The 19621-nt window shown below is 71.9% G+C and carries 24 protein-coding genes; 15 read left to right on the top strand and 9 right to left on the bottom strand.

Annotated elements, in window-relative coordinates; translation table 11 throughout:
* Positions 1-17: 17 nt before the first annotated feature.
* From ACQP2Y_RS11065 to ACQP2Y_RS11045, 5 genes are all read left to right on the top strand, one after another.
* Positions 18-938: a TIGR04222 domain-containing membrane protein gene (locus tag ACQP2Y_RS11065; RefSeq protein ID WP_433726956.1), complete on the top strand. Its 921-nt coding sequence runs from the start codon at positions 18-20 to the stop codon at positions 936-938.
* Entirely contained in the window at positions 935-1753 is an 819-nt protein-coding gene (locus ACQP2Y_RS11060; protein WP_433726954.1) for a DUF692 domain-containing protein, read from the top strand. The genes ACQP2Y_RS11065 and ACQP2Y_RS11060 overlap by 4 nt, the downstream gene beginning before the upstream one ends.
* Positions 1750-2187, top strand: a complete 438-nt coding sequence (locus ACQP2Y_RS11055) for a hypothetical protein (RefSeq protein WP_433726952.1) — start codon at positions 1750-1752, stop codon at positions 2185-2187. The genes ACQP2Y_RS11060 and ACQP2Y_RS11055 overlap by 4 nt, the downstream gene beginning before the upstream one ends.
* Positions 2188-2290: 103 nt before the next feature.
* Positions 2291-3031 carry an SDR family oxidoreductase gene (locus ACQP2Y_RS11050; protein WP_433726950.1) on the top strand — a complete coding sequence of 247 codons (741 nt, stop codon included), beginning with the start codon at positions 2291-2293 and terminating at the stop codon, positions 3029-3031.
* Positions 3032-3094: 63 nt separating this feature from the next.
* Positions 3095-3571: a cupin domain-containing protein gene (locus ACQP2Y_RS11045; RefSeq protein WP_433726948.1), complete on the top strand. Its 477-nt coding sequence runs from the start codon at positions 3095-3097 to the stop codon at positions 3569-3571.
* A gap of 10 nt (positions 3572-3581) precedes the next feature.
* On the opposite strand, the gene ACQP2Y_RS11040 is transcribed toward ACQP2Y_RS11045, so the two are convergent.
* Positions 3582-3953: a nuclear transport factor 2 family protein gene (locus ACQP2Y_RS11040; RefSeq protein ID WP_433726946.1), complete on the bottom strand. Its 372-nt coding sequence runs from the start codon at positions 3951-3953 to the stop codon at positions 3582-3584.
* A 118-nt stretch (positions 3954-4071) separates the two neighbouring features.
* Between ACQP2Y_RS11040 and ACQP2Y_RS11035 the strand changes: the two genes are divergently transcribed.
* The 5 genes from ACQP2Y_RS11035 to ACQP2Y_RS11015 are packed head-to-tail and all read left to right on the top strand — an operon-like array spanning position 4072 to position 7291.
* Positions 4072-4830: a helix-turn-helix domain-containing protein gene (locus ACQP2Y_RS11035; protein WP_433726944.1), complete on the top strand. Its 759-nt coding sequence runs from the start codon at positions 4072-4074 to the stop codon at positions 4828-4830.
* A gap of 47 nt (positions 4831-4877) precedes the next feature.
* Positions 4878-5633, top strand: a complete 756-nt coding sequence (locus tag ACQP2Y_RS11030; protein WP_433726942.1) for an SDR family oxidoreductase — start codon at positions 4878-4880, stop codon at positions 5631-5633.
* Complete coding sequence (locus ACQP2Y_RS11025) at positions 5630-6142, top strand: hypothetical protein (RefSeq protein ID WP_433726940.1); 513 nt, start codon at positions 5630-5632, stop codon at positions 6140-6142. Before ACQP2Y_RS11030 ends, ACQP2Y_RS11025 begins: the two co-directional genes overlap by 4 nt.
* Before the next feature lie 31 nt (positions 6143-6173).
* Positions 6174-6746 (top strand): G/U mismatch-specific DNA glycosylase, encoded by a 573-nt coding sequence (gene mug, locus ACQP2Y_RS11020; protein WP_433726938.1) that lies wholly within the window; start codon positions 6174-6176, stop codon positions 6744-6746.
* Positions 6743-7291, top strand: coding sequence for an SET domain-containing protein (locus ACQP2Y_RS11015; protein ID WP_433726936.1), 549 nt, complete (start codon positions 6743-6745; stop codon positions 7289-7291). Before mug ends, ACQP2Y_RS11015 begins: the two co-directional genes overlap by 4 nt.
* A 78-nt stretch (positions 7292-7369) precedes the next feature.
* Here ACQP2Y_RS11015 and ACQP2Y_RS11010 read toward each other — a convergent pair whose 3' ends face one another.
* Positions 7370-8026, bottom strand: a complete 657-nt coding sequence (locus ACQP2Y_RS11010) for a hypothetical protein (protein WP_433726934.1) — start codon at positions 8024-8026, stop codon at positions 7370-7372.
* Positions 8027-8150: 124 nt separating this feature from the next.
* On the opposite strand from ACQP2Y_RS11010, the gene ACQP2Y_RS11005 reads away from it, so the two are divergent.
* Entirely contained in the window at positions 8151-8897 is a 747-nt protein-coding gene (locus ACQP2Y_RS11005; protein ID WP_433726932.1) for a DUF429 domain-containing protein, read from the top strand.
* Between the two features lie 42 nt (positions 8898-8939).
* Positions 8940-9692 (top strand): alpha/beta fold hydrolase, encoded by a 753-nt coding sequence (locus ACQP2Y_RS11000; protein WP_433726930.1) that lies wholly within the window; start codon positions 8940-8942, stop codon positions 9690-9692.
* Between the two features lie 26 nt (positions 9693-9718).
* Here the strand turns inward: ACQP2Y_RS11000 and ACQP2Y_RS10995 are convergent, their stop codons facing one another.
* From ACQP2Y_RS10995 to ACQP2Y_RS10975, 5 genes are all read right to left on the bottom strand, one after another.
* The gene (locus ACQP2Y_RS10995; RefSeq protein ID WP_433726928.1) at positions 9719-10222 is read right to left on the bottom strand and encodes an N-acetyltransferase family protein; all 504 of its coding nucleotides are present in this window, start codon (positions 10220-10222) and stop codon (positions 9719-9721) included.
* A gap of 82 nt (positions 10223-10304) precedes the next feature.
* Positions 10305-12254, bottom strand: coding sequence for an ABC transporter ATP-binding protein (locus ACQP2Y_RS10990; RefSeq protein WP_433726926.1), 1950 nt, complete (start codon positions 12252-12254; stop codon positions 10305-10307).
* A gap of 88 nt (positions 12255-12342) precedes the next feature.
* Complete coding sequence (locus ACQP2Y_RS10985) at positions 12343-13122, bottom strand: enoyl-CoA hydratase/isomerase family protein (RefSeq protein WP_360821834.1); 780 nt, start codon at positions 13120-13122, stop codon at positions 12343-12345.
* Positions 13119-13346, bottom strand: coding sequence for a helix-turn-helix domain-containing protein (locus ACQP2Y_RS10980; RefSeq protein ID WP_015620263.1), 228 nt, complete (start codon positions 13344-13346; stop codon positions 13119-13121). The genes ACQP2Y_RS10985 and ACQP2Y_RS10980 overlap by 4 nt, the downstream gene beginning before the upstream one ends.
* Positions 13347-13834: 488 nt before the next feature.
* Entirely contained in the window at positions 13835-15439 is a 1605-nt protein-coding gene (locus ACQP2Y_RS10975; protein WP_360547737.1) for an ABC-F family ATP-binding cassette domain-containing protein, read from the bottom strand.
* 220 nt (positions 15440-15659) lie between these two features.
* On the opposite strand from ACQP2Y_RS10975, the gene ypfJ reads away from it, so the two are divergent.
* A complete protein-coding gene (gene ypfJ / locus ACQP2Y_RS10970) occupies positions 15660-16580 on the top strand; it encodes a KPN_02809 family neutral zinc metallopeptidase (RefSeq protein WP_433726922.1) in 921 nt (306 codons plus the stop codon).
* A 45-nt stretch (positions 16581-16625) separates the two neighbouring features.
* Here ypfJ and ACQP2Y_RS10965 read toward each other — a convergent pair whose 3' ends face one another.
* The gene (locus ACQP2Y_RS10965; protein ID WP_433726920.1) at positions 16626-17261 is read right to left on the bottom strand and encodes an acVLRF1 family peptidyl-tRNA hydrolase; all 636 of its coding nucleotides are present in this window, start codon (positions 17259-17261) and stop codon (positions 16626-16628) included.
* Between the two features lie 31 nt (positions 17262-17292).
* On the opposite strand from ACQP2Y_RS10965, the gene ACQP2Y_RS10960 reads away from it, so the two are divergent.
* Complete coding sequence (locus ACQP2Y_RS10960; protein ID WP_433726918.1) at positions 17293-17976, top strand: DNA alkylation repair protein; 684 nt, start codon at positions 17293-17295, stop codon at positions 17974-17976.
* 11 nt (positions 17977-17987) lie between these two features.
* On the opposite strand, the gene ACQP2Y_RS10955 is transcribed toward ACQP2Y_RS10960, so the two are convergent.
* On the bottom strand, positions 17988-18716 hold the full coding sequence (locus ACQP2Y_RS10955; RefSeq protein ID WP_433726916.1) for a LysE family transporter: 729 nt from the start codon (positions 18714-18716) through the stop codon (positions 17988-17990).
* 218 nt (positions 18717-18934) lie between these two features.
* Here ACQP2Y_RS10955 and ACQP2Y_RS10950 point away from each other — a divergent pair, with 218 nt between their 5' ends.
* Entirely contained in the window at positions 18935-19621 is a 687-nt protein-coding gene (locus ACQP2Y_RS10950; protein WP_433726914.1) for a histidine phosphatase family protein, read from the top strand.

Below are 19621 nucleotides of genomic sequence, written 5' to 3'. Positions count from 1 at the left end.
AGCTCGGGAGGTCGGACATGAATCTCGCGGCGCAGGGTGACACCTGGGGCATCCCCGGACCGGCTTTCCTCGTCCTCTATTTCACCGCGATCGTCTCGGTGCTGATTCTCTCGGCCATCCACCGGCGCGTCCTGTTCTCCGGCAACCGCAGCGCCCCCGTCGACCGGCTCGGCCCGCAGCAGGTCGCGTACCTCAACGGCGGCGACCAGCTCGCCGTCTACGCCTCGCTGGGCGGCCTGCGCGGCGCCGGGGCCATCACCGGCGGCCCGGGCAAGACCCTGCAGCAGTCGGGCCCGATGCCCGCCGGGACCACCCCGCTGGACTCGGCGGTCTACAACGCGGCGGGCCGGCGCCTGCGGGCCCGTGACCTCACTGGTGACCAGTGGGTCGTCGCGGCGGTACGGCAGCTGCGCGAGGGCCTGGAGGCCCAGGGCCTGGCCGTGACCCCGGCCAAGCTCAAGGCCGCCCGGGCCTGGGCCCTGGTGGGTGCGCTGGTCGTGCTGGCCGGCGTGGCCCGGCTCGTCGACGGCCTGCAGAACGACAAGCCCGTCAGCTTCCTCGTGGTGGCCATCGTGATCGCCGTCTTCCTGACCATCATGTTGCTGACGCGCCGCCGCCGCGCGACACACGCGGCCGACAAGGGCCTGCGCGCCCTGCGTCAGCAGCACGCCTACCTCGCGCCGCACCAGTCCCCCTCCTACGCCACCTACGGCGCGACGGGCGCAGCGATGGGCGTGGCCCTGTACGGCACCGCGACGCTCTACACCATGGACCCGGCCTTCGCCGCCGACGCCGAGGTCCAGCGCATCAACGCCTACAACAACAGCGGCTCGTCCTCCGGCGGCGACTCGGGCAGCTCCTCCTCGTGCAGCAGCGGCAGCTCGTCCTGCGGTGGTGGAGGCGGCGGCTGCGGCGGCGGAGGCGGGTGCGGCGGATGACCACCGCGTACGGGGTGGGCATCGGCTGGCGGCCCGAGATCGGCGGCTTCGTCGCCCAGCTCCCCGGCCTCAAGTTCGTCGAGGTGGTCGCCGAGTCCGTACACGCCCACGGTGACCTGCCGGTGGGCCTGGCCGAGCTGCGCAAGCGCGGCGTGGCCGTCGTGCCGCACGGGGTGAAACTGTCGCTGGGCGGCGCGGAACCGGTCGAACCGGCCCGCGTCACCCACCTCGCAGCCGTGGCCGAGCGGCTGGGCGCACCCCTGGTCAGCGAGCACATCGCATTCGTCCGCGCGGGCGGCGTGGAAGCCGGCCACCTGCTGCCGATCCCGCGCAGCCGCGAAGCCGTCGACGCGGTGGTGGCCAACGTGAAACGCACCCAGGCGGAGCTGTCGGTGCCGATCGCCCTGGAACCCATCGCGGCCCTGTTCGACTGGCCCGACGACGAGCTGGACGAGGGCGCGTTCCTGACCGAGATCCTGGAACGCACGGACGCCCTGCTCCTGCTGGACGTGGCCAATGTCTACGCCAACGCGCTGAACCGCGGCACGGACCCACTGGCCCTGCTCGACCGGCTCCCACTGGACCGGATCGCCTACGTCCACGTGGCCGGCGGCGCGGAACACGACGGGATCTACCACGACACCCACACCGACGCGGTCCCCCAGCCGGTGCTCGACCTGATCACCGAGCTGTGCGCCCGGCACCGGCCCCCGGCACTGATGCTGGAACGCGACGGCGACTACCCATCGGCGGCGGAGCTCACCGGCGAACTCGACGCGATCGCCGCCGCCTCCGGCTACCCGAGGGTGACATGACGACGCTGGCGGAACGGCAGGCCGAGCTGGTGGCCGCGCTGACCGGCGGGGCCGCCGTACCCCCGGGATTTGATGCCCGGCTCGTCGAGGCCGCGCGGGTCGCGCTGCTCAGGAAGCGGGCCGGTGAGGTCGCGCGGCAGTGGCCGGATCTGGTGCACGCGCTGGGTGCGGGGTGGTACAGGCAGTGGTCGGCGTGGGCCGCGACGCGGCCTACGCGGGGGTCGCTGCGCGACGGCTGGGATCTGGCCCGGGGGCTGGCCTCGCGGGGGGAGCTCCCGGCCGCGGCCGGGGCGGAACTCGCGGCCCGCGAGGCGTCCCTGATCTACGACGGTGAGAATCCGCCGCGTCCTCGCCGGATGCCGGCCGTGCGGGGCGCCGCCGGGTCCGTGGTCGTGCAGGTGGCAGGCCGGGTACGCGTCCTGCGCCACGGCTGAGCCCAGCTTGCGCCGCTGAGCCCAGGTCCGCGGCCTAGGCGCTGCTGTCGGGCTGGGCGCCGATGCCGGGAAACTGTCGGGGGTGGGCGGTAGCTTCGTCGGCATGGATGGCTCGGTTCTGGTCACCGGTGCCTCGCGGGGGCTCGGTGCGCACATCGCCCGGCGGCTGGCTGCCGACGGCTGGCCCGTCGCCGTCAACTATCTGCCCGACCGCGCGGACGCCGAGCGGGTCGTCGCCGACATCAAGGCCGCCGGCGGGCGCGCGGCCGCGTTCCGGGCTGATGTCACCGACGAGGCGGAGGTCACCGCGCTGGTCGCGGCCGTCGAGTCCCAGCTCGGCCCGGTGGCCGTGCTGGTGCCCAACGCCACCGGCCCGCAGCCGGCGATCGACGCGGTCGACGTCACCTGGCAGGACCACCTCGACCAGCTCACCTTCTTCGTGAAGAGCCCCACACTGCTGATGCAGGCGATCGCGCCCGGCATGCGCGAGCGCGGCGGTGGCCGGATCATCCAGATCGGCTCGGACCTCTTCGAGCGCGCGGCGCCGGGCATGTCCGCCTACAGCGCGGCCAAGGGTGCGCAGTTCTCGTTGACCCGCACGTGGGCGCGCGAGCTCGGCCCGTGGGGCATCACCGTCAACGTGGTCGCGCCCGGCTGGATCCCGGTGGAACGGCACGCGGGCATCGACCCGAAGCACGTCGAGGATTACCGGCGCGAGGTGCCGCTGGGCCGGATGGGCACCCCGGGTGAGATCGCGGACGTGGTGGCCTTCCTGGCCTCGGACGGGGCCCGGTTCATCACCGGCGAGCGCATCACGGTCAACGGCGGTCATGCCATGGACTGATCTCGTCGATCGGCCCGCGGCACGGGCAGCGCGGCCCGGCGGTTTCCGCGTACGGTCGCTGGCATGTCCTATCCCGATGCGCGTTACCTCGGCGACGGTGGCGAGGCGACCGCGACCCTGCGGGTCGCCGGCGCCGAACCGGAGCTGGACGGAGCGGCGACCACCGCGAGTTACCTCGCCACCGGTGCCAGCACGGACGGCAAGTTCGGCCTGTACCGGTGGGATTTCAAGGGTCCCCGCAGCGGTCCCGATCCGCACTTCCACCGCTCCATCTCGGAGTCCTTCTTCGTGCTGTCCGGCACGGTCAAGCTCTACGACGGCACCAAGTGGCAGGACGGCCGCCCCGGCGACTTCCTGTACGTGCCGGAGGGCGGCGTGCACGGCTTCCGCAACGAGTCGGGCGAGCCGGCGTCGATGCTGATCCTGTTCGCCCCCGGGGCGCCCCGGGAGGACTACTTCGAACGGGTCTCGACCGTCGCGCAGATGTCCGACGAGGAACGCACGGAATTCTACCTGCGCCACGACACGTTCTGGACCTGACGCCGCCGGATCAGCCGAGCGCCGCGGGTGCCTGGTCGATGAAGCCCAGCACCGTGCGGATCCGTCCGTCCGCCCCCAGCTCAGCCACGTCGAAGCCGATCACCACCGGCTCCTTCCCCGCCGGGCCCAGATGCCAGGTGAAACGCGCCTGCTCATGATGGGCGTCGACCGCCCCACCAGGCGTGAAGACCCACCCCGGGAACTGAGCCTGCACCGCCCCGATCAGGCCGTCCAGCGCCGCGTGGCCCTCGACCGCAGCCAGCGGATCGACGTAGCGGATGTCGTTGGTGAAGGCCTCCTCGATCGCCGCGCGGCGGCGCTGCGGGTCTGTCTCGTTCCAGGCGGCCAGGTAGCGCTGCACCACGATGTCGAAGTCGCTCATGTCGGTTCTCCTCGCTGCTCGGGTTGTCGGCCCGACCACCGTCACCCGGCCCGGGTAGTCCGGTCGATTACCTCGCGGGTAATCGGCGGTCCGCGGCCGGCTCCCTACCATCGGGGTCATGAGCGACGTGGGGGTGCTGCTGCGCCGGTGGCGGGGCAACCGGCGGCTGAGCCAGCTGGAGCTCGCCGGCCAGGCGGGGGTGTCGACGCGGCACCTGTCGTTCGTGGAGACCGGCCGGGCCCGGCCGACCCGGGAGATGATCCTGCGGTTGGCCGAGGAGCTGGCCGTACCGTTGCGGGCGCGCAATGCGTTGCTGCTGGCCGGCGGTTTCGCGCCGGCCTATCCCGAGGGGGATCTTCGCGGCCCGGACCTGGCCGCCGTGCTGGCGTCCCTGCGTGACGTGCTGGCCGGGCACGAGCCGTATCCGGCCGTCCTGATCGACCGGCACTGGACCATGGTCGACGGCAATGCGGCGGTGCCGCTGCTGACCGCCGGGGCCGCGCCGGACCTGCTGGAACCGCCGGTGAACGTGCTGCGGCTGTCGCTGCACCCGGACGGCATGGCGCCCCGGATCCGGAATCTGCCCGAGTGGCGCGCGCACGTCCTGCACCGGCTGGACCGCCAGGCGCAGGCGACCGGCGATCCGGTGCTGCGGTCGCTGCACGACGAGCTGCTGGCGCTGCCCGGCGGGCAGGCCGCGGCCCGGCCGGACGGCATGGTCGTGCCGCTGCGGTACGCGACCTCGGGTCGGGAGCTGTCGTTCTTCAGCGTCACGTCGGTGCTCGGCACGCCGCTCGATGTCACCCTCGACGAGCTGGCCATCGAGTCGTTCCTGCCGGCGGACGCGGCGACCGCCGCCTTCCTGCGCGCCCATTGATCTTTCGGGGTGCCCGGGACGGTCGTCGGGATGGCAGGATCTGCGGCATGGATCTCGGGCTGGCTGATCGCGTCTTCGTCCTCACCGGCGCCTCCCGGGGCCTCGGTTTCGCCACCGCCCGCGCGCTGGTGGCCGACGGCGCCAAGGTTGTCGTCTCCGCGCGCTCGCAGGAGGCGGTCGACGCGGCGGTCGCTCAGCTCGGCGAAGGCGCGGCGGGGGTGGTGGCTGATCTGACCGATCCCGGCACGCCGGAGCTGCTGATCAGCACCGCGCGGGAGCGGTTCGGCCGCCTCGACGGCGCGCTGATCTCGGTGGGCGGCCCGGCCCGCGGCACGGCCGCGGACCTGACCGACGAGCAGTGGCGCGAGGCGTTCGAGACGGTCTTTCTCGGCACGGTACGCGCGGCGCGCACGATCGCGGCGGCCCTGACCGAGGGCGGGGCGATTGCCCTGGTGTTGTCCACGTCGGCGCGTACGCCGATCGCCGGCCTGGGCCTGTCCAACGGGCTGCGACCCGGTCTGGCCGGTGCGGCGAAGGACATGGCGGACCAGTACGGCCCGCGCGGCGTACGCGTGGTGAGCCTGCTCCCGGGACGCGTGCTGACGGACCGCAACAAGGAGCTGTTCGAGGCGACCGGCGACGCCGAGGCGGCTGCCGCGGAGGCGGCGGCTTCGGTCCCGCTCCGCCGGCTGGGTGAGCCGGACGAGTTCGGCAAGATCGCGGCGTTCGTGCTGTCCCCGGCGGCGAGCTACCTGACCGGGCTGACCCTGCCTGTCGACGGCGGTGCGCTACGGATGCTGTGAGCGTCACCGAGCCGGTCGTCTTCCGCGTGCACCGGTGGCGGCTGGGTCTCGGTGTCGCGCTGCTCGTCGCGCCGGTGGTTCTGCTGATCCGCGGGCTGGCCATGGTCGCGGCGGTCGCGGCCGGCGCCTCGCTCGACTTCGGTGACTACGTGGAAGCCGGGCTGGTGACGCTTTCGACCGCGGCGGCCGGCGGGCTCGGTGCGCTGGCCGGCACGGGATCGAACCCCGGCTGGGTACGGGTGTCCGCGGCCGGCGTGGAGTTCGCGCCGAGCCGGCACCGGGCCACCTTCGTGCCGGCGGCCGCCATCGCGTCGGCCCGGTTGCGGTTCGCCGGCCCGTTCACCCAGTTGGTCGTCACCCCCACCACGCTGGAGGCGGTCGCTTCCGCCCCGACAGCCGCCCGGACGCCACGGTTGCGCCGAGGTTCCTTCGTGATCGATGTGGGCCTGATGACTCCCGGCCCGGCGGTCCTGCTCAATGAGCTGACCCGGCACCGGCCGGGACCTTAGGCCCCGACGGCCGGATCGATACGCTTGGCGGATGCTGTCCGCCGTGCCGCCGCCCGCATTCCGGCCGCCGACGGCCGAAGAGGTCGCCGCCGCCGGCAACCGCACCCTGGCCGACCTGGTCGGGCCCGGGCTGCGGGTGCTGTTCTCCGGGATCAACCCGAGCCTGTACTCGGCCGCCACCGGGCACCACTTCGCCCGCCCGGGCAACCGGTTCTGGCCCGCGCTGCACCGCGCCGGCTTCACCCCGGTGCTGCTGCATCCGTCCGAGCAGGGCAAGCTGCCCGAGCTCGGCCTGGGCATCACCAACGTCGTCGCCCGGGCGACCGCGCGCGCCGACGAGCTCACCCCCGCCGAGTTCGTCGACGGCGGCCGGCTGCTGGACAAGCTGGTGCGCACCTGGCAGCCGCGGTATCTCGCCGTGCTGGGCGTGACCGCGTACCGGGCGGCGTTCGGCCGGCCCAGAGCGCGGATCGGGCCGCAGGACGAGACCGTCGGCGGGGTGCCGGTGTGGGTGCTGCCGAACCCGAGCGGCCTGAACGCGCACTACACGGTCGACACGCTGGCGGCGGCGTATGCGGAGCTGCGGGAGGCGGCGGAGCGGTGATCCCGGAGGCCGACTGCTGGCTCGATCCCGGCATCGAGGTGCGGGACTCGGTGATCGAGGGGCGGGGGCTGTTCGCCCGGCAGGCGTACCCGGCGGGCGTGGTTGTCTCGCGTCTGGGCGGGCGGTTGGTGTCGTGGGCGGAACTGCGCCGGCTCATCGCCGACCCGGAGCAGCCGTACGTCGACACGATCACCGTGAGCGAGACCGAGCATCTGGTCCTGCCGCCCCGGCGCCCCAATGGCTACGGCAACCACAGCTGTGACCCGAACCTGTGGTGGGTCGGCCCGTACGAGCTGGCCACCAGGCGCCCGATCGCGCCGGGTGAGGAGCTGACCAACGACTACGCCACCAGTACGGCGGAGCCCGCGTACACGATGGCCTGCCGCTGCGGCACATCCTCGTGCCGCGGCACGGTCACCGGCGACGACTGGCGCCGCGCGGACCTGCGGGCGTGCTACGGCGAGCACTGGATCCCGATGCTGCTCGCCCGGATCGCCGCGCTGCCGGACGGCTCCGGCCGAAAGCCAGGTCAGCGGGGGCACTGACCTGACCTCCGGCGGCATCCGAGGGCCGCTTCCCAGGCCCCACCCTCCAAGACGGAGCTGAGCCCGGATTAGTTGCATTCAGAGCGCCGTGCTCTTGAACGCGGTACGCGTGAAGGCCGAGCCGGTCCACTTCCAGCTCTGGGTGATCCGCAGGTCGGGGCAGCACAGCGGGGCGTCGTCGCTGAGCGCCTCGGACTCGACGGTCAGCGAGCGTCCCTTCGCCCGCAGGTCGGCCGTCCGCAGGTACGAGTCCTTGCCGATGGTCAGCAGCGGCTCGGTGCTGGAGTCCGCGCCGAAGACGAAGACGCGCACCGCGTTGGTCGAGGTGGTCGTCGGGCAGGACGCCGCGACGATCGTGTCCTTCCGGCCGTCGCCGGTGAGGTCGGAGTGGTCGACGTGCTGCACCTCGGCCCGCTTCGGCAGGTCGGCGTCGCGCTTGCAGCCGAGCGCCCGGAAGGCGACCTTGGCCCAGTCGGTGTCGTCGGCCTGCCCGCCCTGGCCGGTCGACGGCTTCTCGCTGGTCGCCGGCTTCTCGGCCGGGGCCGCGGGCCGGGTCGAGGTGCTCACCGTGGGGCTCGGGGCCGGGCCGGCGGCCTGGCTCGCGGCGGAACCGGCGCCCGTGGACGCGGACGGAGCAGCGATCGGCGCGTCGGACGGGGTGGAGCAGGCCGCTGTCGCAGCGATGGCGCAGCCGGTGAGGGCCAGCAGAGTGAGCTTGTTCTTGACCTGACGCATCGGTTTCTCCCCGTGTCTTCCCTTGGACGAGGCCCCACCGTATCGACGTCGAGGGTCGCTCCGGCTCACGGATTCATGCCAAGCCGCCACGGACCGTCATCGCCGGCGCGCGTATGGTCGGCCCGTGCTGACCGCCGGAGTCGACCTGGCCGCCGACCCGGCCGGGACCGCCATCGCGTCCATCGCCTGGTCCGCCACCGGAGCCACCGTACGGCTGGTGACCGTGCCCGCCGACGACGAGACGATCGTCGAACTGGCCGGCCGGTCCGCGAAGATCGGCATCGACTGCCCACTGGGCTGGCCGGACGCGTTCGTGACCTTCGTCGGCGCCCACCGCGACGGCCGGGTGCCGATCCCCGACGGCGTGGACGCCAAACAGTGGCGGCGCCGGCTGGCCTGGCGGCACACCGACGAGGTGGCCCGCCGGCTGACCGGGCTGGTGCCGTTGAGCGTGTCCGCGGACCGGATCGGGCACACCGCCATGCGCTGCGCGGCGCTGCAGACACGGCTGGCGCAGGCCGGACGTGGCGTCGACCGCAGTGGGGCCGGCGCGGTCGTGGAGGTCTATCCCGCCGCGTCGCTCAAGGTGTGGGGTCTGCCCTGGCGCGGCTACAAGACCGCCAAGAACCAGGCCGCCCTCGGGACAGTCGTCGACCAGCTGAAACAGGCCGCGCCGTGGCTGGACCTGGGCGGGCACGAGGAGCTGTGCCGGCGCAGCGATCATGCGCTGGACGCCGTCGTCGCGGCGCTGACCGCGCGGGCCGCCGTACGCGATCAGGTCTGCCGCCCCGACGAGCGGGAGCTGCCTGCGGCCCGGACCGAAGGATGGATCGCGGTCCCCACCGCCGCGCTGGCGGCACTGCCGGGATAAACCGCATGTGCCGGGCCGGGCCACGGGCCTAGGGTGGCGCGGATGACTCTTTCTCATGACGTGGCCGGCGACGGCCCCACGGTGGTACTGCTGCATTCGACGGTGTGCGACCGGCGCATGTGGGACCCGCAGGTCCCGGCGCTGGTCGAGGCCGGCTACCGGGTGGTCCGGGCCGACTTCCGCGGCTTCGGCGACTCCCCGATGCCCGACGGGCCGTCCGGCGACGCCGACGACGTCGTCGAGCTGATGGACTCGCTCGGCGCGGACCAGGTGGCGATGATCGCGGCGTCCGGCGGGGGCCGGGTGGCGCTGGAGATCGCCGCCGGCCGGCCGGAGCGGGTGACCAGCCTGGCGCTGCTCTGCACGGCCTGGTGGGAGCGGGAACGCAGCGCCGACCTGCGGGCCTTCGGCGCTCGCGAGGACGCGCTGCTGGAGGCCGGGGATGTGGATGCGGCCACCGAGCTCAATGTGGAGATGTGGGTCGGTCCGGCGGCGGACCAGGCGGCCCGCGACAAGGTACGCGAAATGCAACGTCGCGCCTTCGAGGTGCAGCTGGCGGCGACCGAGGAGTTCCCACAGCTGGCGACGGAGCCGGATGTCGGGGCCATCACCGCCCGGACGCTGCTGGTGTCCGGCGCGCACGACGTGATCGACTTCCGCGAGATCGCTGTGGCGCTGTCCAAGCGGATCCCCGGGGCCCGGCATGTCGAGTTGGACTGGGCCGGGCATCTGCCGAGCCTGGAACGACCCGAAGCGGTCAACCCCCTGCTGATCGACTTCCTGCGCACCGCCTGAGCCGCCCTGCTGCGGGCGGCAACGTGTCAAGGCCAGACGAAGCGGAGCTTGTGCGGCGTGCCGTGCAAGCGGCCCGCCACCCCACCGGGCGGCGACACCACGGCCTTCTCCACGCACCGCCCACCCAGCGCCCGATAGAACCCTTGCGCCGCGACGTTCTGCTCCAGCACCCACAGGTAGCGGGCGCGGTGCTCAACAGCCTCCGCCGCCGCGGCCATCAGCGCCCGGCCCACCCCGGAACGTTGCCGGTCGTGGCGCACGTGCAGGTTGTCGATGAAGCTTCCCCACCGCTCGTCGTGGTCGGCCTCGATGTGGATGAAGCCGATCAGCTCGGCACCAGCCTCCGCCAGCAGCGTCAGACCGGCGCCGGGAGCCGCCAGCCTCGATGACCACACCGCCCGGCGTTCGGTGATCACGTCACCGTCGAGATAGAAGTCGGCGAAGGCTCCCCGGTAATGCCGACGCCAGCTCGCGGCGTGCAACTCGGCGATCAGGGCGGCGTCCGCTGGGCCGGCCGGGCGTAGGTCCATCGAATGTTTCTGTCACAACCTCACCGGCTGCCGCAGCTCAATTCTCAGGGCATGTTCGGCTGCTCCGGGCCCCGATCTGCGCTCACGGCTCGATCGGGTGCGGGACCTGGACGATGACCTGCTCGGTCTCCTCCGCGTACGGCATGGCCGGGCTGTCGCCCACCGCGAACTGCGTGCGGTACAGCTCCGCGTACAGACCGCCGGCCGCCACGAGCTCGCTGTGCTTGCCGCGCTCCACGATGCGGCCGTCGTCCAGGACCAGGATCTGGTCGGCGTCGCGGACCGTGGACAGCCGGTGGGCGATGACCAGCGCCGTCCGGCCCTCCAGCGCCACGGTCAGGGCCCGCTGCACGGCTGCTTCGGACTCGCTGTCCAGGTGGGCCGTCGCCTCGTCGAGGATCACGATCGACGGGTGCTTGAGCAGCAGCCGGGCGATCGCGATGCGCTGCTTCTCGCCGCCGGAGAAGCGGTAGCCGCGCTCGCCGACCACCGTGTCCAGGCCCTCGGGCAGGGAGCGGACCAGCTCGGCGACCTGGGCGCCGCGCAGGGCGTCCCACATCTCCTCCTCGGTCGCTTCCGGCCGGGCGTAGCGCAGGTTTTCCGCGATCGTCTCGTGGAACAGGTGCGAGTCCTGGGTGACGACGCCGATGGTGTCGCGCAACGACTCCAGGGTGGCGTCGCGCACGTCGACCCCGCCGACGCGGACCGCGCCCTCGGTCACGTCGTAGACCCGGGAGACCAGCATGGAGGTGGTGGACTTGCCGGCACCGGACGGGCCGACCAGGGCGACCATCTGGCCGGGCTCGACGACGAAGTCGACGCCGCGCAGCACCGGTGCGTTCTCGGTGCGGTCGAGGGCGACCACGTCCTCCAGCGTGGCGAGGGAGACCTCGTCGGCGCTCGGATAGCGGAAGTGCACGTCGCGGAACTCGAGCCGGCCGGAGCCGGGCGGGATGGCGACGGCGTCCGGCTTCTCCTCGATGCCCGGCTTGAGGTCGAGGACCTCGAAGACCCGGTCGAAGCTGACCAGCGCGCTCATCACGTCGACGCGTACGTTGCTCAGCGCGGTGAGCGGGCCGTAGAGGCGGGTCAGCAGCAGCGCGAGGGTGACCACCGTGCCGGCGGTGACGCTGCCGGTGACCGCGAGCCAGCCGCCGAGCCCGTACGTCAGGGCCTGGGCCAGCGAGGCGACCAGCAGCATGGCGACGAAGAAGGTGCGGGAGAACATGGCCTGCTGCACGCCGATGTCCCGGACCCGCTGCGCGCGCTCACCGAAGCGCGCGGCCTCGGCGTCGGGGCGGCCGAACAGCTTGACCAGCAGGGCGCCGGAGACGTTGAAGCGCTCGGTCATGGTCGCGTTCATCTTCGCGTCCAGGTTGTACGACTCGCGGGTGATCTCGGCGAGCTTCTTGCCGACCCGGCGCGCGGGGATGATGAAGACCGGCAGCATCACCAGCGACAATACGGTGATCTGCCAGGACAGGCTGAACATCACGGCGGCGGTCAGCACGAGCTGGATGACGTTGCTGACCACACCGGACAGTGTGGAGGTGAACGCCCGCTGGGCCCCGGTGACGTCGTTGTTGAGCCGGCTGACCAGGGCGCCGGTCTGGGTCCGGGTGAAGAACTGCAGCGGCATGCGCTGGACGTGGTCGTAGACCTTGGTGCGCAGGTCGAGGATGATGCCCTCGCCGATGCGGGCCGAATACCACCGCTGGGCCAGGGACAGGAACGCGTCGACGACCGCCAGCCCGGCGATCATGAAGGCGAGCTTGACGACCGTCGCGGCGGCGTCGGAGGCGCCGGCGGTGATGGCGTTGACCACGTGGCCGGCGAGCACCGGGGTGGCGACGCCGATGCCCGCGGCGAACACCACGGTGATCAGGAAGACGATGATGTCGCGCCGGTACGGCCGGGCGAAGCGCAGGATGCGCTTGGTCGTGCCCCGGCTGAGCTGATGCTTCGAGACGCGCTCGGAATTCTGGATCGAGCGCAGCATCATCCAACTGGAGCCGCTGGAGTTCGGACCCATGCGTCACCTCCCGGGCGTCTGTGGCAGGCACAGTCTGCCCGCTGGGTATGACAACCCGAGAGGTAACCGGTTTCTTCCTGATCGGTCCTTACTCGGCACCCAGGAGGTCGCGCAGGCGGCGGGTCTGCGCCTCCCGCTCGGCCCGGTCCTGCTCGGCGTACGAGCGGCCGGTGGCCCCGGCGAGCAGTGCCTTGATCTCGGCCACGGCGCCCTGGTCGGCGGCCAGCACGGCCGCGGCCAGGTCGGAGACCGCTCCGGACAGGTCGGCGCCGGGCACGACGGCGGTGGCCAGACCGATCCGGTCCGCCTCCTGCGCCGAGATGCGCCGGCCGGTGACACAGATCTCCAGGGCGCGGGACGGCCCGACCAGCTCGGTCAGCCGTTTGGTGCCACCGAGATCCGGCACCAGGCCGAGGGTGACTTCGGCCATCGAGAAACGGGCGTCGTCGGCCAGGATCCGCAAGTCGCAGTTGAGCGCGAGCTGAAATCCGGCCCCGATCGCGTGGCCCTGCACGGCGGCGATGGTGACCAGCGAGGGCCGGCGTAACCAGGTGAACGCATCCTGGAAGCCGGCAATCCGATCCGCGCACTCTTCCGGGGACAACGCGGCCAGTTCCGGCAACGAAGAATCGCCGCCGCCCCGGGCAACCGACAAGTCGAGTCCGGCGGAAAAGGCACGGCCTTCACCACGGACAATGACGACTCGCACGTCCCCCGGCATTTTCCGGGAAATGTCGGCGAGCTCCGACCACATGGCGGGAGTCTGGGCATTGAGCACATCGGGCCGGCACAACGTCACCGTCGCGACCGGCCCGTCCTGGTCATACCGAACGCCTGTTTCGGTCCCGGGTGATGCGCTGGTCGTCACGCCTTCTTGCGACGACGGGCGCCGCCGCGCTGGCGAAGCTGGACACCCGACTCGGTGAGCACCCGGTGCACGAATCCGTAGGACCGCCCGGTGGAGGCGGCCAACGCCCGAATGCTCTCGCCGGAGGTGTATCGCTTCACCAGGTCTTTGGCGAGCGTCTGTCGCTCGCTGCCGACGATTCGACGACCCTTCTCAGTGCTGGTGGCTGTGCCGGTGGCTGCCATGTTGAATCCTCACGTCCCAGACTGTGCGGTTCGATACGGTCCCACCTATTAGACCGCCTCCAACGATCATGCGCTAGGTATCTCGGCTTAGCCAACGTGCCCAATTACCACTGTCAGGAACCCGACGGTGACCATGCGCATCAATGTCAGACCGTTGCCCCGGAGGCCGGATCGGGTCGGGAATCGGACGCCGGAGAGCGTTTGCCGGCCGCCCGCCAGGATGGCCCCGCCGCCCCGGACCTCGTCCCAAGACCACCCGTTGAGCTGCACAAACATCAACTACACGGTGGACGGACAACGATGTCACGCAGCGTCAACGCAGCATGCACTCAGGGATGTGGGCCGGCGCCCGAACGGGCAGCGGAGGCCGGCTGAGGGGTGCCCGGGACCGGCCGCGCGGTGACCGGAGCCGGGCAGGAGTCGCACTGTCTGTGTGGGCACCAGTTGACAACCGACGATGCCGTTGATCCTCGATCAAGCGATGGCGATCACGCCAGCTCGACGAGCTCCAGCAGATCGTCGCTCCACGCGTCCTCGTCGCCGTCGGGCAGCAGGATGGCCCGGTCCGGCTTCAGCGCCTGCACGGCCCCCGCATCGTGGGTGACCAGCACGATCGCGCCCGGATAGTTGGCGATGGCGTCCAGCACCTGCTCGCGGCTGACCGGGTCGAGGTTGTTGGTCGGCTCGTCCAGCAGCAGCACGTTGGCGCCCGAGCAGACCAGGGTGGCCAGCGCCAGCCGGGTCTTCTCGCCGCCGGAGAGCACGCCGGCCGGCTTTTCGACGTCGTCACCCGAGAAGAGGAACGCACCCAGGATCTTCCGCAGCTCGGTGTCGGTCTGCTCGGAACCGGCGCTGCGCATGTGCTCGAGGATCGTGCGGTCCACGTCCAGCGTCTCGTGCTCCTGGGCGTAGTAACCCAGCCGCAGCCCGTGCCCGGCCCGCACCTCACCGGTGTCGGACTGCAGGTGGCCGCCGAGGATCCGCAGCAGCGTGGTCTTGCCCGCGCCGTTGAGGCCCAGGATGGCGACCCGGGAACCACGGTCCACCGCCACGTCCACGTCCGCGAAGATCTCCAGCGAGCCGTAGGACTTGGACAGGCCCTGCGCGGTCAGCGGCGTCTTGCCGCAGGGCGCCGGGCTGGGGAAGCGGACCTTGGCCACCTTGTCCGAGGTGCGCACGTCCTCCAGGCCGTCGAGCAGCTTGTTGGCCCGCTTGGCCATGTTCTGCGCGGCGACGGTCTTGGTGGCCTTCGCCCGCATCTTGTCGGCCTGGGCCAGCAGCGCGCCGGCCTTCTTCTCCGCGTTGGCGCGCTCGCGGCGGCGGCGGCGCTCGTCGGTCTCCCGCTGGGCCAGGTACGTCTTCCAGCCGACGTTGTACATGTCGACCTCGGCGCGGTTGGCGTCGAGATACCAGACCCGGTTGACCACGGCTTCCAGCAGGTCGACGTCGTGGCTGATGACGATCAGGCCGCCCTTGTGGTTGGCGATGTAGCCGCGCAGCCAGGTGATCGAGTCCTGGTCCAGGTGGTTGGTGGGCTCGTCGAGCAGCAGGATGCCCTTGCCGTTCTGGCCGGAATTCTGGAACAGGATGCGGGCCAGCTCGATGCGCCGGCGCTGACCACCGGACAGGGTGCCGATCGTCTGGGCCAGGGCGCGGTCGGGCAGGCCCAGATTGGAGCAGATCCGGGCGGCCTCGGCCTCGGCGGCGTACCCGCCCAGGCTGGCGAACTGGTCCTCCAACTGGCCGTAGCGGCGGATCAGCTTCTCGTCGGCGCTCTCCTCGAGCTCGACCTCGAGCTTCTGCATCTGCGACAACAGGACATCGAGGCCGCGAGCGGACAGCACCCGGTCGCGGGCGGTGACGTTCAGGTCGCCGGTGCGGGGGTCCTGCGGGAGGTAGCCGACCTCGCTGGTGCGGGTCACCTCACCCGCGTACGGCGTGCCCTCGCCGGCCAGCACCTTGAGCGTGGTGGTCTTGCCGGCGCCGTTGCGGCCGACCAGGCCGATCCGGTCGCCGGGCTGCACGCGCAGCGTCGTCGGGGAGATGAGGATCCGGGAGCCGGCGCGCAGTTCGAGTCCGGTGGCGGTAATCATGAGGAAGCGTCTCGCTCTCGAGGGAAGAAGGCTGGCTCAGGGCACACGGAAGCGCCGCCGGGATCGCGGAAGATCCCGGTCGGCGCGGGGCAGGTCAGCCTTCGCAGAGCAGCACCCGGCAATTGTACCGGGCGCCGGCCACGACCCCCCACCCGATTAGCGGGCGCGGCGACCGGGTACGAATGGCGCCACACGTGGTGGACGCGCGAGCGAGGATGCGATGGAACTCAACGAGAACGCCAGGATCGACACCAGTCAGATCGACGACCAGCGTTCCTCCGGCGGGGGCGGCGGCGGGATCGGCGGCCTGCCCATCGGTGGCGGAGGTCTCACCGGCATCATCGTCACCGTGCTCATCGCGGTCGTCGGTGGCTTCCTCGGCATCAACAATCTCACCGGTGGTGACGGGGCGAGCACGCAGACCGGGGACAACACTTCCCTCACCCAGAAGTGCACGCAGTCCGAGGCGGTCAAGCAGCTGGACTGCCGCAACGTGCTCTACGTCAACTCGATCCAGGACTACTGGGTGGAGGCCCTCCCGGCGACCTTCGGCGAGCAGTACAAGGCGTCCAAGACCGTCCTGTTCTCGAAGCGGGTCAGCACCGGCTGCGGCAGCGCCGACTCGGGTGTCGGGCCGTTCTACTGCCCGGCCGACGACCGCGTCTACATCGACCTGACCTTCTACACCGTGCTGTCACAGCAGCTGGGCGCGCCGGGCGAGTTCGCCCAGCCGTACGTGCTGGCCCACGAGTACGGCCACCACATCCAGGACCTGCTGGGCACCGAGGGCGCGATGCGCCGCGAGCAGGAGCGCAACCCGACCGGGGCGAACGAGCAGTCCGTCAAGCTGGAACTGCAGGCGGACTGCTACGCGGGCTCCTGGGCGAAGAACGCCACGGGCACGGACGACGGCTCGGGCCAGAAGATCTTCAAGAGCATCAGCCAGGAGGACATCCAGCAGGGCCTGGACACCGCGGCCAAGATCGGCGATGACACCCTGCAGAAGAAGAGCGGCGGCTCGGTCAACCCGGCGGAGTTCACCCACGGCACCAGCGCCCAGCGCCAGGAATGGTTCAAGCGCGGCTTCGACACCGGCGACCCCAAGAGCTGCGACACCTTCGCCGCCGGCGCGGTCAGCTGACCTCTCACGTGCGATCCGGCCCCACCTGACCTGGAGACTTCCGGGTCAGGTGGGGTCTTTGACGAGGATGCGGACTGCCCGGGCCTGGGCGATCGCGTCCTCCAGGACCGTCTTGCGGGGCTCCGGGACCTCGAGGAAGCGGTCGCTGCGCAGCGCGGCGAGCGGTTGCAGGGGTACGGCGGCCAGGATGGTGTCCACCGCGGTGTGGTCGCCGCCGGTCACCAGGGCGCTCAGGGTGCGTACCTCCGGCAGGAGCAGGCGGGCCGCGATGCCGGCGCCGTCCGCGGCCGCCGCTTTGGCCTGGTTGTCCCGGCGGCGGGCGAAGCGCTGCTGGGACCAGCCGCCCGCGGCCGTGCGGCCCTGCACATAGTGCGTGTCGACCTTGGACACGACGAGCTTCGGACCGTCGGCCACGCCGACCGCCACCGCACCCTTGCGGGCCAGCAGCAGACCGATCCGGCGTGACTCCCCCGCCGCCCGGCGCAACCCGTCCAGATCCTTGGTCTCCGGCGACCCGGGCGGCGCCGCCAGCTCGGCGGTCGCGCCGTCCTCCGCGGTCAGCAGCAGCCCGTCAGCCGTCCACGGGCCGTGCCGGCCGGCGAAGTTCTCCAGCCAGCGAGTCAGCCGCTCGGGGGCCACGTCCACCCACCGTCCGCCGCCTGCCGCCGGTCTCGCGCTCATGACTGCCACCCTACGGTGGGATGATCCCGGCATGACCCGAGCGCCCGCGGAAGAACTGCTGGACCGCCTGGTGCGCAGCTACGAGGCGGCCGAGGATCCGGAACGCGCCGGGCCGGCGGCGGCGTACATGCGGGAGCAGTTCGCGTTCCTGGGCATCCCGGCGCCGACGCAGCGCGCCCTGGCCCGCACGGTGGTCGCCGGACTGCCCGCACCGACCGAGGAAGACCTGCGTGCGGTGGCGCTGGCGTGCTGGGAGCTGGACGAGCGCGAGTACCAGTACTTCGCCTGCGACTGGCTGCGCCGGCACGTTGCGGTGCCGGGGCCGGGCTTCCTCGCCACGCTGCGGACCCTGATCACTACCAAGTCGTGGTGGGACACGATCGACCCGCTGGCCACGCGCGTGGTGGGCGGCCTGGTGCGCCGGCATCCCGAGCTGGGTGCGGAGATGGACGCCTGGTCGGCGGAGGAGGACATGTGGCTGATCCGTACGGCGATCCTGCACCAGCTGCACTACGGCACGGACACCGACGTGGACCGCCTGTTCGGATACTGCACCCGGCAGGCGGGCCACCGCGACTTCTTCGTCCGCAAGGCGATCGGCTGGGCGCTGCGGCACTACGCCCGCACCGATCCGGCCGCGGTGGCCCGGTACGTCGCTGACCACCGTGACCGGCTGTCGCCACTGTCGGTCCGTGAGGCCACCAAGCATCTGTGACCGCACGGTGGTCAGGTGACCAGGCCGACGGCGAGGACGGCGATCACCGCACTGGAGACCATGGCGGTGATCAGGCGGCCGCGGTCGCCGGTGAGCAGACGGCCGACCAGGGCGCCGCCGCCGGCGATGAGCAGCTGCCAGCTCGCCGAGGCCACGAAGGCGCCGATCACGAACCACACCCCGCCGCCGGTGCCGCCACGCCCCATGACCAGCGCGGCGAAGTAGACGATGGTGGCCGGGTTGAGCAACGTCAGCCCCAGCACACCGAGGTAGGCGCGCGCGGCCGTGGTGGTGTCCAGTCCCCTGTCCCGGCCCGCATCCGGCACGGCAGTGACCGGCCCCACCCCGAGGGCACCGGCATCCGGATCCGCGAGACGCGGCGCGCGGGCGCCGCCATCGGGAGACGCACGCTCGGGACGCGTTGGATCACCCGAGGAAAGCTGGGCCGCCCGCTTACGCAAGGCCGACCAGGCGGTATGAACCGCCAAGAGCAGCAGGACCACCGCGGCAACCCAGCGCAGCGGCGTCGAGATCGGTGCGATCGCCGCCGCCAGCGCCGCCCCGCCCAGGACCGCGATCAGCGCGTACACCCCGTCGGCGGTGGCCGCGCCCAGCCCGGCCGCCGCTCCGACGCGCAGGGAGGTGCGGGCGGTGAGGCCGGCGATCAGGACCGCGATGGCGCCGACGGGCACGGCGACGCCATAGCCGGCGATCGCGCCGGCCAGGAACGCCGCGGTCATGGCGCGGGCGGGTGAGTGGCCGGGCCGGCGGCGACGCGCTGCTGTCGCGCGGCCCGGACGGGCGCGGCGGCAGACAGGGTCGGGTGCGGGCTCAGCTTCTTCACGCCGCCATGATGGCCGCGGCGCCGCGGTGGAGGCCACCGATTTACCCGGAAGCGCGACCGCCGTGTGCTCCGGCGCGTTTCGGGCGGCCGCTGCGGACACGTTAGGGTCCGGGAATGGGCGTGGTCGCGGAGCTGATCCTCATCCGGCACGGGCAGAGCACGGCGAACGTCGCGTTTCCGCTCGCCAACCAGCAGGGGCGGCTGGAGTCGGGCCTGACCGGCCGGGACACCGATGTGGAGCTGACCGATCTCGGGGTCGAGCAGGCGCGCGCGGTCGGGCGGTGGCTCGCCACGCTGTCGTCCGGTGAGCTGCCCGAGGTGGTGATCACGTCGCCGTACCGGCGGGCGCGGGAGACGTGGCGGATCGCCGTCGAGAGCTCAGGACTGTCGCTGCCCGCGCCGAGCACGGACGACCGGCTCGTGGACCGGCTGACCGGGGAGCTGGAGATGCTGACCGACGCCGCGATCCGGCAGCGTTTCCCGGACGAGCCGGCCCGTTTCGAGCAGGCCGGCGAGTACGCCTACCGGCCCCCGGGCGGCGAGACCTTCGGTGACATCGCCGAGCGGCTCTCCTCGTTCCTCGCCGACCTGAACGGCAAACACGCCGGTGAACGGGTCGTGGTGGTGGCCCACGACTCGGTGGTGCTGATGATGCGCTTTGTCATCGAGGGCCTGGAGCTCGCCGCGCTGCCGGGCATCGTCGAGCAGCACGGCCAGGTCCGCAACGCCTCGATCACCAGCTTCCGGGAGTCGTCAGGGCGTCTTGTGCTGGACCGCTACAACACGGTCGACCACCTCTGA

The sequence above is a fragment of the Actinoplanes sp. CA-051413 genome, from assembly GCF_050955795.1.
Taxonomy (GTDB): Bacteria; Actinomycetota; Actinomycetes; order Mycobacteriales; family Micromonosporaceae; genus Actinoplanes.
The sequence above is the reverse complement of the archived record's forward strand: the minus strand, read 5'-3'. Positions and strand labels throughout refer to the sequence as shown.